The organism is Serratia bockelmannii, from assembly GCF_008011855.1.
Lineage (GTDB): Bacteria > Pseudomonadota > Gammaproteobacteria > Enterobacterales > Enterobacteriaceae > Serratia > Serratia bockelmannii.
In genome coordinates this window covers 1,523,047-1,536,858 of sequence record NZ_VOUX01000033.1, presented here as the reverse complement: position 1 = coordinate 1,536,858, position 13,812 = coordinate 1,523,047, and the positions used below count along the sequence as shown (strand labels likewise).

The 13,812-nt window shown below is 59.7% G+C and carries 16 protein-coding genes; 7 read left to right on the top strand and 9 right to left on the bottom strand.

The window, feature by feature from the left end; translation table 11 throughout:
* Positions 1–70: 70 nt before the first annotated feature.
* Together purN and purM are read right to left on the bottom strand one after the other, a co-directional pair.
* On the bottom strand, positions 71–709 hold the full coding sequence (gene purN / locus FOT55_RS23820) for a phosphoribosylglycinamide formyltransferase (protein ID WP_025303844.1): 639 nt from the start codon (positions 707–709) through the stop codon (positions 71–73).
* Positions 709–1,746, bottom strand: coding sequence for a phosphoribosylformylglycinamidine cyclo-ligase (purM, locus tag FOT55_RS23815; protein ID WP_025303843.1), 1,038 nt, complete (start codon positions 1,744–1,746; stop codon positions 709–711). The genes purN and purM overlap by 1 nt, the downstream gene beginning before the upstream one ends.
* Positions 1,747–2,001: 255 nt before the next feature.
* Between purM and upp the strand changes: the two genes are divergently transcribed.
* Positions 2,002–2,628 (top strand): uracil phosphoribosyltransferase, encoded by a 627-nt coding sequence (gene upp / locus FOT55_RS23810; protein ID WP_004941642.1) that lies wholly within the window; start codon positions 2,002–2,004, stop codon positions 2,626–2,628.
* 76 nt (positions 2,629–2,704) lie between these two features.
* A complete protein-coding gene (gene uraA, locus FOT55_RS23805; protein WP_016926727.1) occupies positions 2,705–3,994 on the top strand; it encodes a uracil permease in 1,290 nt (429 codons plus the stop codon).
* A 47-nt stretch (positions 3,995–4,041) separates the two neighbouring features.
* On the opposite strand, the gene FOT55_RS23800 is transcribed toward uraA, so the two are convergent.
* Both FOT55_RS23800 and FOT55_RS23795 read right to left on the bottom strand, forming a co-directional pair.
* Positions 4,042–4,290: a GlsB/YeaQ/YmgE family stress response membrane protein gene (locus FOT55_RS23800; RefSeq protein ID WP_016926728.1), complete on the bottom strand. Its 249-nt coding sequence runs from the start codon at positions 4,288–4,290 to the stop codon at positions 4,042–4,044.
* A 33-nt stretch (positions 4,291–4,323) separates the two neighbouring features.
* Complete coding sequence (locus tag FOT55_RS23795; protein ID WP_060434425.1) at positions 4,324–4,839, bottom strand: hypothetical protein; 516 nt, start codon at positions 4,837–4,839, stop codon at positions 4,324–4,326.
* Positions 4,840–5,111: 272 nt separating this feature from the next.
* Between FOT55_RS23795 and hda the strand changes: the two genes are divergently transcribed.
* On the top strand, positions 5,112–5,813 hold the full coding sequence (gene hda / locus FOT55_RS23790; RefSeq protein WP_025159568.1) for a DnaA inactivator Hda: 702 nt from the start codon (positions 5,112–5,114) through the stop codon (positions 5,811–5,813).
* A 48-nt stretch (positions 5,814–5,861) separates the two neighbouring features.
* Here the strand turns inward: hda and arsC are convergent, their stop codons facing one another.
* Positions 5,862–6,215 (bottom strand): arsenate reductase (glutaredoxin), encoded by a 354-nt coding sequence (arsC, locus tag FOT55_RS23785; protein ID WP_147824112.1) that lies wholly within the window; start codon positions 6,213–6,215, stop codon positions 5,862–5,864.
* 20 nt (positions 6,216–6,235) lie between these two features.
* On the bottom strand, positions 6,236–7,705 hold the full coding sequence (gene bepA / locus FOT55_RS23780) for a beta-barrel assembly-enhancing protease (protein ID WP_025303839.1): 1,470 nt from the start codon (positions 7,703–7,705) through the stop codon (positions 6,236–6,238).
* A 340-nt stretch (positions 7,706–8,045) separates the two neighbouring features.
* On the opposite strand from bepA, the gene FOT55_RS23775 reads away from it, so the two are divergent.
* Together FOT55_RS23775 and FOT55_RS23770 are read left to right on the top strand one after the other, a co-directional pair.
* Complete coding sequence (locus FOT55_RS23775; protein ID WP_025303838.1) at positions 8,046–8,585, top strand: RrF2 family transcriptional regulator; 540 nt, start codon at positions 8,046–8,048, stop codon at positions 8,583–8,585.
* A gap of 160 nt (positions 8,586–8,745) precedes the next feature.
* Positions 8,746–9,954 carry an NAD(P)/FAD-dependent oxidoreductase gene (locus FOT55_RS23770; RefSeq protein WP_147824111.1) on the top strand — a complete coding sequence of 403 codons (1,209 nt, stop codon included), beginning with the start codon at positions 8,746–8,748 and terminating at the stop codon, positions 9,952–9,954.
* A 36-nt stretch (positions 9,955–9,990) separates the two neighbouring features.
* Here the strand turns inward: FOT55_RS23770 and FOT55_RS23765 are convergent, their stop codons facing one another.
* Positions 9,991–10,452 carry an Lrp/AsnC family transcriptional regulator gene (locus FOT55_RS23765; protein WP_019452433.1) on the bottom strand — a complete coding sequence of 154 codons (462 nt, stop codon included), beginning with the start codon at positions 10,450–10,452 and terminating at the stop codon, positions 9,991–9,993.
* A gap of 193 nt (positions 10,453–10,645) precedes the next feature.
* Between FOT55_RS23765 and FOT55_RS23760 the strand changes: the two genes are divergently transcribed.
* Positions 10,646–11,263, top strand: a complete 618-nt coding sequence (locus FOT55_RS23760; RefSeq protein ID WP_147824110.1) for a LysE family translocator — start codon at positions 10,646–10,648, stop codon at positions 11,261–11,263.
* 36 nt (positions 11,264–11,299) lie between these two features.
* Here the strand turns inward: FOT55_RS23760 and FOT55_RS23755 are convergent, their stop codons facing one another.
* Both FOT55_RS23755 and FOT55_RS23750 read right to left on the bottom strand, forming a co-directional pair.
* Complete coding sequence (locus FOT55_RS23755; protein ID WP_060434438.1) at positions 11,300–11,728, bottom strand: TOBE domain-containing protein; 429 nt, start codon at positions 11,726–11,728, stop codon at positions 11,300–11,302.
* Between the two features lie 114 nt (positions 11,729–11,842).
* Positions 11,843–12,295 (bottom strand): GNAT family N-acetyltransferase, encoded by a 453-nt coding sequence (locus tag FOT55_RS23750; RefSeq protein ID WP_060434440.1) that lies wholly within the window; start codon positions 12,293–12,295, stop codon positions 11,843–11,845.
* A 389-nt stretch (positions 12,296–12,684) separates the two neighbouring features.
* Here FOT55_RS23750 and FOT55_RS23745 point away from each other — a divergent pair, with 389 nt between their 5' ends.
* Entirely contained in the window at positions 12,685–13,767 is a 1,083-nt protein-coding gene (locus FOT55_RS23745) for a YncE family protein (RefSeq protein WP_060434443.1), read from the top strand.
* Positions 13,768–13,812: the final 45 nt, after the last annotated feature.

Below are 13,812 nucleotides of genomic sequence, written 5' to 3'. Positions count from 1 at the left end.
CAGAATGGATGAAGGCGAAAAAAAACGGCGCCGCGTGGGCGCCGTTTAGGCAAGGCTCAGGCTGCGCGCATCAGTCGGCGGCGTGACCCTGCTCAGGCAGGCGTTCGCCGTCCAGCCAGGCGGCGCCATCGCGCATCGCCAGGCGACCGTCGACGAACCAGCTCACCACCAGCGGATAGATCGTGTGTTCCTGGGTTTGCACCCGTTCAACCACGTCATCCTCTCCGTCGTCAGCGAAAATCGGCACCTTGGCCTGTAAAATCACCGGGCCGCCGTCGAGCTGTTCGGTCACGAAGTGCACCGAGGTGCCGTGTTCGCTGTCGCCGTTGTCGATGGCCTGACGGTGGGTATGCAGACCCGGGTATTTCGGCAGCAGAGAAGGGTGGATGTTCAGCATGCGGCCGGCATAACGCTGCACGAACTGCGGGCTGAGGATGCGCATGTAGCCGGCCAGCACCACCAGATCGGGCTGGTGCTGGTCGATGGCGTCCGCCAACGCGGCGTCGAACGCCGTGCGATCGGCGTAGGCCTTGGCATCCAGCGCCTGGGCGGCGATGCCCGCCGCTTCGGCGCGTTGCAGGCCATAAGCCTGCGCCTTGTTGCTGAACACCGCCACGATTTCGGCGGCGATGCGGCCTTGCTGGCAGGCGTCAATCAGCGCCTGGAGATTGCTCCCCTGGCCGGAGACCAACACCACGATCTTTTTCATCAGTTGATGACCACTTGTTGTTCGTCGGAAGAGGCGGTCAGTTTACCGATTTTCCACGCTTTTTCACCTGCCGCGGTCAGCAGCGCGATGGCCGCTTCCACTTCGGCTTCCGGCAGGGCGATGACCATGCCTACGCCGCAGTTGAAGGTGCGGTACATTTCATGACGGCTGACGTTGCCGGCCTGCTGCAGCCAGGTGAACACTGCCGGCCACTGCCAGCTGGCTTCGTCGATCACCGCCTGCATGCCTTCCGGCAGCACGCGCGGAATGTTTTCCCAAAAGCCGCCGCCGGTGAGGTGAGCGATGGCGTGTACGTCCGCCTTCTCGATCAGCTCCAGCACGGACTTCACGTAAATTTTGGTCGGCGCCAGCAGGTGGTCGGCCAGCGGCTTGCCTTCCAGCTGAGTGGCGGTCGGATCGGTGTTGCTCACTTCCAGGATTTTGCGCACCAGCGAGTAGCCGTTGGAGTGTGGGCCGGAAGCGCCCAGGGCAATCAGCGCGTCGCCGGACTGCACTTTGCTGCCGTCGATGATCTCGGATTTTTCGACCACGCCGACGCAGAAACCGGCCACGTCGTAGTCTTCGCCGTGGTACATGCCCGGCATTTCAGCGGTTTCGCCGCCCACCAGCGCACAGCCAGACTGTTTGCAGCCCTCGGCGATGCCGGTGATCACGCTGGCCGCGGTGTCCACGTCCAGCTTGCCGGTCGCGTAGTAGTCGAGGAAGAACAGTGGCTCGGCGCCCTGAACCACCAGATCGTTGACGCACATCGCCACCAGATCGATGCCGATGGTGTCGTGGCGTTTCAGATCCATCGCCAGACGCAGCTTGGTGCCCACGCCGTCGGTACCGGAAACCAGCACCGGCTCGCGGTATTTCTGCGGCAACGCACACAGGGCGCCAAACCCGCCCAGACCGCCCATCACTTCCGGGCGACGGGTCTGTTTAACTACACCTTTGATGCGATCTACCAATGCGTTGCCTGCATCGATATCGACACCTGCGTCTTTATAGCTGAGAGAGGTTTTGTCGGTCACTGCGCGATTCCCCACGACGATTTGCGGTTTGAAAACTGTGCTTCCGATGTTGATTCCGGAATAAGGCGCGGCAATTCTAACAGCGCAGGCAAACGTTTGCGAGCGGCTTGTGAACCGGCTCCGCTTTTTCGTCATCTATACTGATATTCAAACTTTTGTTGATCCCGATCGGGCTATTGTGGGTGGCGCGGCGAAAAAAAGGAGGTATAATCCCGCGATTTTTTTGGCCGCAACCACCTTAATAGGAGAAAAATGATGAAGATCGTTGAGGTGAAACACCCGCTGGTAAAACACAAGCTTGGCCTGATGCGTGAAAATGACATCAGCACCAAACGCTTCCGTGAGCTGGCCTCAGAAGTGGGTAGTTTACTGACCTATGAAGCGACCGCCGATCTGGAGACGGAAAAAGTCACCATCGAAGGCTGGTGCGGGCCAGTTGAAGTGGATCAGATCAAAGGGAAAAAGATTACCGTAGTGCCAATCCTGCGCGCAGGTCTGGGCATGATGGAAGGGGTGCTGGAGCACGTGCCGAGCGCGCGCATTAGCGTGGTGGGCGTATACCGCGACGAAGAAACCCTGGAGCCGGTGCCGTACTTCCAGAAGCTGGTTTCCAACATCGAAGAGCGCATGGCGTTGGTCGTCGACCCGATGCTGGCCACCGGCGGTTCGATGATCGCCACTATCGATCTGCTGAAGAAAGCCGGCTGCCACAGCATCAAGGTGCTGGTCCTGGTCGCAGCGCCGGAAGGCATCGCCGCGCTGGAGAAAGCGCATCCGGACGTTGAGCTGTACACCGCCTCCATCGATCAGTGTCTGAACGACAAGGGCTACATCGTGCCTGGCCTGGGCGATGCGGGCGACAAGATATTTGGTACTAAGTAAACATTTGAGCCGACTTAACGAGTCGGCTTTTTTTTGACTAAAACCTATAAAACCAATAAACCGAGGAAAAGCACACATGACCCGTCGCGCCATCGGCGTCAGCGAGCGCCCGCCGCTGCTCCAGACCATTCCGCTCAGCTTCCAGCACCTGTTCGCCATGTTCGGCGCCACCGTGCTGGTGCCTATCCTGTTCAAGATCAACCCGGCGACCGTGCTGTTGTTCAACGGCATCGGCACGCTGCTGTATCTGTTCATCTGTAAAGGCAAGATCCCGGCCTACCTCGGCTCCAGCTTCGCGTTTATCTCGCCGGTGCTGCTGCTGTTGCCGCTCGGTTACGAAGTGGCGTTGGGCGGTTTCATCATGTGCGGCGTGCTGTTCTGCCTGGTGGCGCTGATCGTGAAAAAGGCCGGCACCGGCTGGCTGGACGTGATGTTCCCGCCGGCGGCGATGGGGGCGATCGTCGCCGTCATCGGGCTGGAGCTGGCGGGCGTAGCGGCCAACATGGCGGGGCTGCTGCCGGCGGAAGGCACCAGCGCCGACTCGACCACCATCACCATTTCGCTGGTGACGCTGGCGGTCACGGTGCTCGGTTCAGTGCTGTTCCGCGGCTTCCTGGCGATTATCCCGATCCTGATCGGCGTGCTGGTGGGCTATGCGCTGTCGTTCTTCATGGGCGTGGTGGATTTGACCCCGATCCGCGAGGCGCACTGGTTCGCGCTGCCGACCTTCTACACCCCGCGCTTTGAGTGGTTCGCCATCTTCACCATTCTGCCGGCGGCGCTGGTGGTGATCGCCGAGCACGTCGGCCACCTGGTGGTGACCGCCAACATCGTGAAAAAAGACCTGATCCGCGATCCGGGCCTGCACCGCTCGATGTTCGCAAACGGCATCTCGACGGTGTTCTCCGGCTTCTTCGGCTCCACGCCGAACACCACCTATGGCGAGAACATCGGCGTGATGGCCATCACCAAGGTCTACAGCACCTGGGTGATCGGCGGCGCGGCGGTGCTGGCGATCCTGTTGTCCTGCATCGGTAAGCTGGCGGCGGCGATCCAGGCGGTGCCGGTGCCGGTGATGGGCGGCGTTTCCCTGCTGCTGTACGGTGTGATCGGCGCTTCGGGCATTCGCGTGCTGATCGAGTCCAAAGTGGATTACAACAAAGCGCAAAACCTGATTTTAACCTCGGTGATCCTGATCATCGGCGTGAGCGGCGCCAAGGTGCACATCGGCGCGGCGGAGCTGAAAGGCATGGCGCTGGCGACCATCGTGGGGATCGGCCTGAGCCTGCTGTTCAAGGTCATCAGCTTGTTCCGCAAGGAAGAAGAGGTGCTTGACGCGCCGGACGAATCGGCGGAGCAGAAGTAACGAAAAGGGCAGCCCAGGGGCTGCCCTTTTGACTTATGGCATTCGCCTTAGCTGCGAATTTTGCGGTACACGAACAGCACCACGATGGCGCCGATAACCGCCACCACGAAGCTGCCGAAGTTGAAGCCGTCAACCTTGCCGTAGCCGAAGAAGGTGCTGATATAGCCGCCGACAACGGCGCCGATGATCCCCAGCACGACGGTCAGAATAAAGCCGCCGCCGTCTTTGCCGGGCATGATCCACTTAGCCAAAATACCGGCGATCAGGCCGAAGATAATCCAGGAAATAATCCCCATTTACTGCTCCTTTCTTTGGTGGCTGAGAATAGCTTACTGCTGGGGGGCCGGCTGAGTATTGCCGTTCACCGCCGCATCGGTCTCTTGTTTCAACTCTTGCGCTTTGTTTTCGGCGCTGTTCTTGATGGCTTCGGTCTTCGCCTTGGCCTGCTCGGTCAGATCGTTGGCGCCGTTGATGGCGTCGTTTTTGATGGCCTTGGCCTGATCCACCAACTGCTGGCTCTGTTTACCTGCGTCGTCTTTGATCGCGGCGGCTTTGGCCTTGGCGTCGTTGGTGATGGCGTCCGCCTGCTTGGCGGCGTCTTCTTTAATCGCCGAAGCTTTGTCTTTCAGCTGATCCGCCTGAGTGGCGGCCTCTTTTTTGATTTCATCCGCCGTCGCTTTCGCTTTGTCCGTCAGATCGTCCGCTTTTTTCTGGGCGGCGTCTTTCATCTGCTCGGCGCTGTCTTTGGCTTTATCCAGGTTGGCGTCAACCTTGGACGAGTCATCACAGCCGGCAACCAACAACCCGATAAAGGAGGCCAACAGCACTTTATTCCATACTTTCATCGTCTATATCCTTGCAGAAACCTTGTTGATGGTGATTGCATTTAGCCTACCTATACTAGGTCAGATTTTACTTAAATTACAAATTTAACCTGCGCAGGCATGGAGTTAGGGAATGATATCGGATAATTCTTGCCTCGACGGGTGCCGCAGCCGATCAAGCGGCGCTTAGGCATTGTTCACTATTGCGGCATAAGATCCTGCCGGTTCAACAGCGCCCGTTTTCTGTGTTAAACTGCCCACGTTTTTCTGCCAGTTTTGGTTGAGGTGCTTCTCTGAATACGCCGGCACAGCTTTCACTGCCACTTTATCTTCCCGATGATGAAACTTTCGCCAGTTTTTATCCGGGCGAGAACCCATCCCTATTAGCCGCGATCCAATCCGCCGTCCGTCAGGAACATGGCAGCTATATCTATTTCTGGTCGCGTGAAGGCGGCGGGCGCAGCCATCTGCTGCATGCGGCCTGCGCCGAGCTTTCGCAGAAAGGCGAAGCGGTGGGCTATGTGCCGCTCGACAAGCGCGCTTACTTCGTGCCTGAAGTGTTGGACGGCATGGAGCAGCTGGCGCTGGTCTGCATCGACAATATCGAATGCATCGCCGGCGACGAAGAGTGGGAGATGGCGATCTTCAACCTCTACAACCGCATCCTGGAAACCGGCCGCACCCGGTTGTTCATCACCGGGGATCGCCCGCCGCGTCAGCTGAACCTGCGTTTGCCGGATCTGGCTTCGCGCCTGGACTGGGGGCAGATCTACAAGCTGCAGCCGCTGTCGGACGAAGAGAAACTGCTGGCGCTGCAGCTGCGCGGCAAACTGCGCGGCTTCGAGCTGCCGGAAGACGTGGGCCGCTTCCTGTTGAAACGGCTGGATCGCGAGATGCGCACGCTGTTTATGACTCTCGATCAGCTCGATCGCGCCTCGATCACCGCCCAGCGCAAGCTGACCATCCCGTTCGTTAAAGAGATCCTGGGGCTGTAATAGCCTGAGTAAAAGAAAGGGCGCGACAGTCCGCGCCCGAATTCGAATCTATAAAATCTCCAGCACCTGCTCCGGCGGCCGGCCGATGCGCGCCTTGCTGCCTTTTACCACGATCGGGCGTTCGATCAGTTTCGGGTTCGTCGTCATTGCCGCCAGCAGTTGCTCTTCGCTCAGGCTGTCGTCCGCCAGCTTCAATTCCTTGTACAGATCTTCTTTTTTGCGCATCAGCTCGCGCGCGGATGTGAAGCCCAGTTCCTTCAACAGCTTTTTCAGCTCATCGACCGTAGGGGGCGTTTCGAGGTACAGCACCACCTTGGGATCGACGCCGTGCTGTTCCAGCAGCGCCAGGGTTTTACGGCTCTTGGAGCAGCGTGGGTTGTGGTAAATCGTGACGTTTTTCATGGCGTTCATTCCTTGTTGAATCAGCTGCGCTGGTATTGGCGGAAGCGCTGTTGCAGTTGGCGCAACTGGTCGATGCGCGCATCGTAGCGCGCCTGTTTCAGGCTGCCGAGTTTTTGCAGCGAGCTGGCATTGCTGAGCAGGCCGATGGCCTGATCGAGCCGGCCGTTCAGCGCCAGGCTTTCGGCACGGGCCGACAGCTCTTCATCGCGCAGCCCTTGTGCGGCGCTGGCCTGCGCCAGCAGATCCCAGCCGTTCGGATCGTCCGGATGGGCAAAAGTGTAGCGGTTCAGGATCTTCGACGCCTGCGCCGGCTGGTTGCCTTCGACATAGGCGTTGGCCAGGTTGAGCTGCAGCACCGGATTGTTGCTTTGGGCGGCGTTGGCCGCCTGCAGGCGGGCGATGGCCTGCGGCGCGCGTTTCTGGCCGAGATCGATGTCGGTCATCAGGTCGATCAGCCAGACGTTTTTCGCATCCTGCGCCAGCATCGGTTGAATGATGTTGCGCGCGTCGTCGTATTTTTTCGCTTCATAGAACAGGATGGCGCGGCCGTATTTGGCGGCCGCCTGTTCGCGCACGTTGCCCTTGCTGAGCGATCCGAGCAGTTCTTCGTTCAGGCCATAGCCTTCCGAACTGTACATGCCCAGTGCGCGCACTTTGGCCATCAGGTAATCCTGCGAGGACTGCACGATGTGTTTCGGCATCTGGTTGGCGCGGTTGCGTGCGTCGGAGAGGCGGCTGTCCGGCAACGGGTGCGTTAGCAGCATTTCCGGCGGTTTGGAGGCGTAGCGCGACTGATCCGAGAGTTTCTGCAGGAAGTCGGGCATCGCTTCCGGATCGAAACCGGCGCGCTGCAGCACCTGAATGCCGATGCGATCGGCTTCCTGTTCGTTCGATTGGGTAAAGCTGATCATGCCTTGCTGGGTGCCGGCCATGGTGCCGCTCAGCGCCGCCATGCCCATGGTCGGGTTGGCCATCGCCAGCAGGATGGAACCAAGCGCGCCCACCCAGGTCAACGGGGCGTTGCGCTGCTGATCTTCCATGGCGCGCGCCAGGTGGCGCTGGGTGACGTGCGAGATTTCGTGCGCTAGCACCGAAGCCAGCTGGCTTTCGTTGTCGCTGACGCGGAACAGGGCGGAATGCAGCACCACGTTGCCGCCGAAGAAGGCGAAGGCGTTGATTTCGTCGTTGCGCACCAGATAGAAATGGAACGGCGTGCGCACCGAATAGGCGCTGGCCACCAGCCGGTTGCCCAGCTGATTGATGTATTGGATTAGCAGCGGATCGTTGATCAGCGGGGCGCTGGCGCGCAGTTGGCGCACGTAAAAATCGCCCATCGCCAGTTCTTGTCCGATGCTCAGGGTGCCGCCGGCGGAGGTGCCCATGTCCGGCAACTGGTCCTGGCTTTCCGCCTGTGCTGGCGCCAGGGCGGTGGCGTTCAGCGTGCCGAGCAGCAGCACCGCTAACGCGGTTTTGGTCAACCGGTTGGTCATAGTCAGGCGTTTCCCTTAAATAATCATTTCTAAGACGTCAGCAGCAGACAAGAGTTCTTTATTCCCACGGCGCAATCCGCGTGAAAGTGCGGCGGCTCACAAACCGCGGCGGCGGCACCCATCACATCATAGTCAGCCGCAGGCGACAAGGAAACGTTAGCCGGGCGCGGATCGGGCAAAAAAGTTTTATTTTTCATTTTGAAGGGCGTTTTCTGCGTCGCCGGTGGCCTGCATTGTCAATAAAACGCGGACAAAGTTGATCCGCGTTTTATTGACAAGATAAACGCAGACTCATATAGTCTGCGTTATTGAAGATTCATTGACGGTTGAAAACGGACATATGGCGTACATCACAACCAGCGTTGAATATGGCATCCACTGCCTGCTGTGGCTGGTCGGCGATAACCAGCGGGCGCTCAGCAGCCGCGAACTCGCCGAGTTGCAGGGCATCTCCCCCAGCTTTCTGGCCAAGATTTTCCCCAAGCTGGAAAAGGCGGGGATCGTCGCCGCCAGCGAAGGGGTGCGTGGCGGCTACCGGCTGGCCCGCCCGGCGGACGAGATCAGCTTTCTGGCAATCATCGACGCCATCGAGGGGCACAAGCCGCTGTTCGATTGCCAGGAGGTGCGCGGGCGCTGCGCGGTGTTCGATGACTCCCCGCCGGATTGGGCGGTCTCCGGCAAATGCGCTATCCATGCGGTGATGCTGCAGGCGGAGAAGGCGATGCGCGATGCGCTGGCGGCGCAGACTCTCGGTGCCGTCGCCGCCCGTTTTGGCCGCAAAGCGCCGCAAGGCTTCTTCGGCGAGGTCAACCTCTGGCTCGACGAGCGCATGACGGAACGCACCGCGCGCAGCGGCAAAACGGCGCGCGCCAAGACCTAACCACCGCCTTTCCTTAAAACGAAACACACTTTTTCCCGCCTCTTCGGAAGGGGCGGGCGGGCCTTCTGCACCCTGTTACGGGAGCGGGACGGCATCGTTCATCCGAAAAAACTGCGGGCAGCCTTGTCGCCCGGTTAACCCTGTATGAAGGAGTCATCCCATGACGCAGAAAATAGTGATTGCCGGTTCCGGTTTTGCCGGTTTTTGGGCCGCCGTGTCCGCCATGCGCGCCATTACCCTTGCCGGTAAGCATGGCGATATCGAGGTGCTCATGGTTTCACCGACGCCAACCGTTACCATCCGGCCACGCCTGTATGAGGCCGTGCTGGAAAACATGAACCCGGACATTTCCGCGCAGCTCGCTGTCGTCGGTGTGCGCCACCTGGCCGGGACGGTAGAGCGTATCGATGCCGCTGCTAAAACGCTCACGGTGGCGCAGGCGACGGGGGAACCCCTTGAGTTGGCCTACGATCGTTTGGTGTGGGCCACCGGCAGCCGGCTGTCCGTGCCTGCGGTGCCGGGCTTTGCCGAATACGGCTTCAACGTCGATACGCTGGAAAGCGCACAGCGTTTGGGCGCCCATATCAACGCGCTGGCGGCCAAACCCTCGACGCCGGCGCGCAACACCGCCGTGGTGGTGGGGGCGGGGCTGACCGGGCTGGAGAGCGCGGCGGAGATGCCGCAGCGGTTACGCGATGCGCTGGGCAAAGACGAGAACGTGCGCGTGGTGATCGTCGATACCGCCCCGGAAGTGGGCGCCGGGATGGGGGCGGAGCCGGGGGCGGTGATACGCCAGGCGTTGGCGGAGTGCGGCGTGGAAGCGCGGGCCGGCCTGCGCGTCTCGGCCATCGACGCCGAGGGGGTGATGCTGTCGAACGGTGAGCGCATCGCCGCCAACACGGTGATCCTGGCGGCGGGCGTGCGGGCGCATCCGCTGACCGAGCAGATCCCCGGCGAGCGCGACGGCAGCGGCCGGGTGATCGGCGACGCCTTCCTGCGCGCGCCGGCGGCGGCGGGCATTTTCGTGACCGGCGATACGGTGAAGGCGGCGACCGACGATCTCGGTAACCACAACCTGATGACCTGCCAGCATGCGCTGAGCCTTGGGCGCGTGGCCGGCCACAATGCGGCGGCGGAGCTGACGGGCTTGCCGACGCACCCTTACAGCCAGCCGAAGTATGTGACCTGTCTGGATCTGGGCCCCTGGGGCGCGCTGTATACCGAAGGCTGGGAGCGCCAGGTGCGCTTTACCCGTGAGGAAGGCAAAAAGATTAAGCGGGAGATCAACACGCAGTGGATTTACCCACCGGCGGCGGATCGCGAGGCGCTGTTTGCCGTCGCCAATCCGGATTTCGTGATTGTGCCTTAAAGAAAAGAGAAAACGGGAGCGGTAACGCTCCCGTCGTCATTTGCCCAGCGGCAGGAACGAGCGCTCCGGCACCACGGTTTTCATCACCAGCGTGGAGCTCAGGCGCTGCACGCCCGGCAGAGCGGAGAGTTTCTCGTCGTAAAGCTGCTGGAAGGCGGGCAGATCGCGGGCGATCACGTGCAGCAGATAGTCGGGATCGCCAAACAGCCGCTGTGCCTGCACCACCTGCGGAATGTCCACCATGGCGTTTTCGAAGGTTTCAACGGCGCGGCGATCGCCTTCGCGCATGGTGACGAACACCAGGGCGGAAAAGTTATAGCCCAGGCTGCCGGGGTCGAGCTGGGCGCGGTAACCCCTGATCACCCCGGACTCCTCTAATGCCCGTACCCGGCGGTGGCAGGGAGACACGCTCAAACCGATCCGCTCGGCCAGCTCGGTTACCGACAAACGGCCATCGACCTGCAGTTCAGCAAGAATCTTGCGATCAATCTTATCCATTTGGAAAAATTTCCCCGCTTATGCCGATTTCAGGCAAGTAATTGAAAGCACATTTTAACGCCTTGAGGATATTCTTGCCATCTGTTGAACGGTTTTGACGGCCACCGCGGCAGGCGGAGGCCGTTCTTCTTCCACGAGGAAAGGCAATGGTTCTCTGTTTGGTGTGGCGTGGCGCGTCTGAGAGGGCGCCGGCATGACGCTCGCTCTGTTCGCCGCTTTTTGGGCGGTGTCGATTTTATTGGTGATCACGCCGGGTATGGATTGGGCCTATGTGATCTCGGCGGGCATTCGCGGCCGGGTGGTGGTGCCCGCCGTCGCCGGCTTGCTGTTCGGCCATCTGCTGATGATTGCGATTGTGGTGGCGGGCGTCGGCGCGCTGCTGGTCGGCAACCCGCTGGCGCTGACGGCGCTCACCCTGTTGGGGGCGGCTTATCTGTTGTGGATCGGTTTCAACATGCTGCTGCACCCGCCAGTGCCCGGCGCCGGTGAAGATCAGCGTTCCGATTCCTGGCTGCGCTGGGCCGGCAAGGGCGTGTGCGTCAGCGGCCTGAACCCCAAGGTGTTTCTGCTGTTTCTGGCGCTGCTGCCGCAGTTTACCGACGCCCGAGCCGAATGGTCGGTGCCGATGCAGATGCTGGCGTTGGGCATTGTGCATTTGATCAGCTGCGGCCTGGTGTATCTGCTGGTGGGATTCGGTTCGCAGTCGGTGCTGCGCACGCGCCCGCAGGCCGCGAAGGTGGTGGGGCGCATCTCCGGCGCGGCGATGATCGTGATCGCCCTCGGGCTGCTGGCCGAGCAGGCGCTGAAATAGCGGCTCGAAAGGCCCGCTGACGCGGGCCAGGCGGTATCAGGCTCTGACGGCGAGCAGCACCGATGAGGCTTTGATCAGGGCGATGGCGCGCGAACCGTTCTTCAGCGCCATCTCCTGCAGGCTTTCATTGGTGATCACCGACGTCAGCACAAAACCGGCATCTGCTTTGAGGTGCACGGTGCTGTTGACCGCGCCGTGCTCAACCGCAATCACTTCCCCGGCAAACTGGTTGCGGGCGGAAAAACGCAAACCGCAATCCTCCGTCGCCAGGATCACCCACGGCGCTTTAATCAGCGCGACGGCCTCTTTGCCGGCGGTTAATCCCAACGACTGCTGGCTTTGAACCGTGACGATGGCCACCAGTTTTTCACCGCCCTGCAAAGCGATCTCCACTTCGTCATTGACGGCGCCTTTGGCGACGGCGGACACGGTACCGGCTAACTGGTTACGGGCTGAAACGGGCATAGATTCTCCTTGAAAGGGGCAAACGGTAAAATTTGTCGCCAGCATGGGCTTTAACCGCCGCGATTGCCAATGTTACGCAGAAAGAGTGTGAACCGGGGCGGCCTTGCTGAAAAATTAACGTCGGTAGATGTCCGGCCGGGCGATCTGCCAAACAAAATCGGGTCGGTTGATGGCGCTATACCCCACTTTTTCATAGAGCCAGGGGGCGGTGCTGGTGACCAGCATGACTCGCCGCAGCGTCGCCATCAACGGATGGGCCTGGCAACATTCCGCCAGCCACAAACCCAGTCCGCTTTTTTGATGCGTCTCCAACACGTACACGTCGCACAGATAGCCGAAAGTGGCGTAATCGGTGACCAGCCGGGCGAAACCGATTTGTCTGGTGCCGTGATACAAACCGAAGCACAGGCTGTGGGTGAGGGACTGGCGAACGGTCTCCTTATCAATGCCCTCCGCCCACGACGAACGGGTCAGAAATGCATGGATGGCATCGAGATCCAGCAGGGCGGGCTCGGTGCTGACGAGATAGTCCGCACGCCGCCACTCCCGTGGGGCAGGGGTTGTCATGAGGGGGCTTCTCCTGTTGTCTGCTTGTTTGCTGTTAAGTGTCTGTACGCAGGGTGAGGCAGTCTCTCGACGGTGTAAGGCGAGAGAATCATGCCCGCACCGCGATCGATAGCTGACGTATTGGCTTTGATAATACGAGATACCGACATGACTTTTAGAGAGCGAAGGAAAATAATTACGCTTGATTGCGTAAATAATAATGAGTATGTTTCTCATTCTCTTTGTTGTTCGCGGGCACATGAAGGAGTTATTAGCCTGCATTAGCGTGATAGTTGATTCACAGGGAAACACTGAGACGCGCGGTGGCGCTCATTTCTCGTTATGAGAAAGCTTAAAACTAAACTGCAGAGCCCCGTTAACGACGTTTTAAATGGTCAAGGATTTCCCCGATGAAAATGAAAGTCTCTGTGCTCGCCCTGCTGACGGGTATGGCGCTAAGCGGCTGCGCGCCGCATCAAACCACTTCCTCTTCTCCTGCTGTGCAACCTCTCGCGCCAGCGGCGCAATCCGACAGCGTCGTCAAACGCCAACTGGCTTATGGCTTGTATGAAATGGCGCTGACGCCAGGGGGAGATGCGCTGTACGTCGCCAGCGCCGAAAGTTTTAAAGATGTGCAGGGCGGCGTGGTCTATAAGTTGGACGCCAATACTCTGAAAACCCTTGGCACAACGCATACCGATCTGAAAAATTTCGCCATGCAGGCCTCTGCGGATGGGAAAACCCTTTACGTCAGCAATTCGCTGGATGGCGGTATCAGCGCAATCGGCGCCGCCGATGGTAAGGTGAAAGGGCGTTTGCTGTTCAGCGAGCGCAATGAGAAAGGGTTACCGTATGGTGCGCGCCAAATTCTGGCTCACAACAACACGCTGTATGTGGGGGCGGTCGCCGATCCGGCGCAAATTTGGGTGGTTGACGCCGAATCGCTCAAGCTGAAAACGCGCATTAAAAATACCGGCAAATGGATGACCGGCCTGCATTACTCCGAACAGACCCAACGCGTGTATGCCGCCAATGGCAGCGGCGAGATCCTGGTGATCAACCCGCGTTCCAATCGCATCGAAAAACGCTGGAAACCGTTGGGAGACCAACCCGCACTGCTGCTCAATATGGCGGAGGACGAGGCTACCGGCCGTTTGTTCGTCACTGACAACTCCAAGGCGAAGACCACGCTGGTCTTGGATATTCACACCGGGAAGTTATTGAAGCGGCTTGATGTGGGCGACTCTTTGGCTGTCGTTTTCAATTCACGGCGCAACGAAATTTATATCTCGCAGCGTGAATCCGGCAATGTACTGAGCCTGGATGCGACGACCTATGCGGTGAAACAGCGCTGGGCGCTGCCGCCGAATCCAAACAGCTTGCTGTTGTCGGCAGACGGTCAGACATTGTTCGTTACTGTCAAACAACCGTTTAACAAAGATCATTCCACTCAGGGGCCGGACAGCGTGGTTCGCATCGCATTGAATAAATAAGCCCTATCGGCCCGGCAAAGGGCCATTTAACTTTTATCCTCATTC

Excerpts from the sequence above, each read along its gene's own strand:
- uraA (WP_016926727.1), top strand. The coding sequence starts at position 2,705 with ATGACCCGTCGCGCCATCGGCGTCAGCGAGCGCCCGCCGCTGCTCCAG.
- upp (WP_004941642.1), top strand. The coding sequence starts at position 2,002 with ATGAAGATCGTTGAGGTGAAACACCCGCTGGTAAAACACAAGCTTGGC.
- arsC (WP_147824112.1), bottom strand. The coding sequence starts at position 6,215 with ATGAAAAACGTCACGATTTACCACAACCCACGCTGCTCCAAGAGCCGT.
- FOT55_RS23800 (WP_016926728.1), bottom strand. The coding sequence starts at position 4,290 with ATGGGGATTATTTCCTGGATTATCTTCGGCCTGATCGCCGGTATTTTG.
- FOT55_RS23775 (WP_025303838.1), top strand. The coding sequence starts at position 8,046 with ATGGCGTACATCACAACCAGCGTTGAATATGGCATCCACTGCCTGCTG.
- FOT55_RS23765 (WP_019452433.1), bottom strand. The coding sequence starts at position 10,452 with ATGGATAAGATTGATCGCAAGATTCTTGCTGAACTGCAGGTCGATGGC.
- FOT55_RS23795 (WP_060434425.1), bottom strand. The coding sequence starts at position 4,839 with ATGAAAGTATGGAATAAAGTGCTGTTGGCCTCCTTTATCGGGTTGTTG.
- purN (WP_025303844.1), bottom strand. The coding sequence starts at position 709 with ATGAAAAAGATCGTGGTGTTGGTCTCCGGCCAGGGGAGCAATCTCCAG.
- FOT55_RS23760 (WP_147824110.1), top strand. The coding sequence starts at position 10,646 with ATGACGCTCGCTCTGTTCGCCGCTTTTTGGGCGGTGTCGATTTTATTG.
- FOT55_RS23750 (WP_060434440.1), bottom strand. The coding sequence starts at position 12,295 with ATGACAACCCCTGCCCCACGGGAGTGGCGGCGTGCGGACTATCTCGTC.
- FOT55_RS23745 (WP_060434443.1), top strand. The coding sequence starts at position 12,685 with ATGAAAATGAAAGTCTCTGTGCTCGCCCTGCTGACGGGTATGGCGCTA.
- bepA (WP_025303839.1), bottom strand. The coding sequence starts at position 7,705 with ATGACCAACCGGTTGACCAAAACCGCGTTAGCGGTGCTGCTGCTCGGC.
- FOT55_RS23770 (WP_147824111.1), top strand. The coding sequence starts at position 8,746 with ATGACGCAGAAAATAGTGATTGCCGGTTCCGGTTTTGCCGGTTTTTGG.
- FOT55_RS23755 (WP_060434438.1), bottom strand. The coding sequence starts at position 11,728 with ATGCCCGTTTCAGCCCGTAACCAGTTAGCCGGTACCGTGTCCGCCGTC.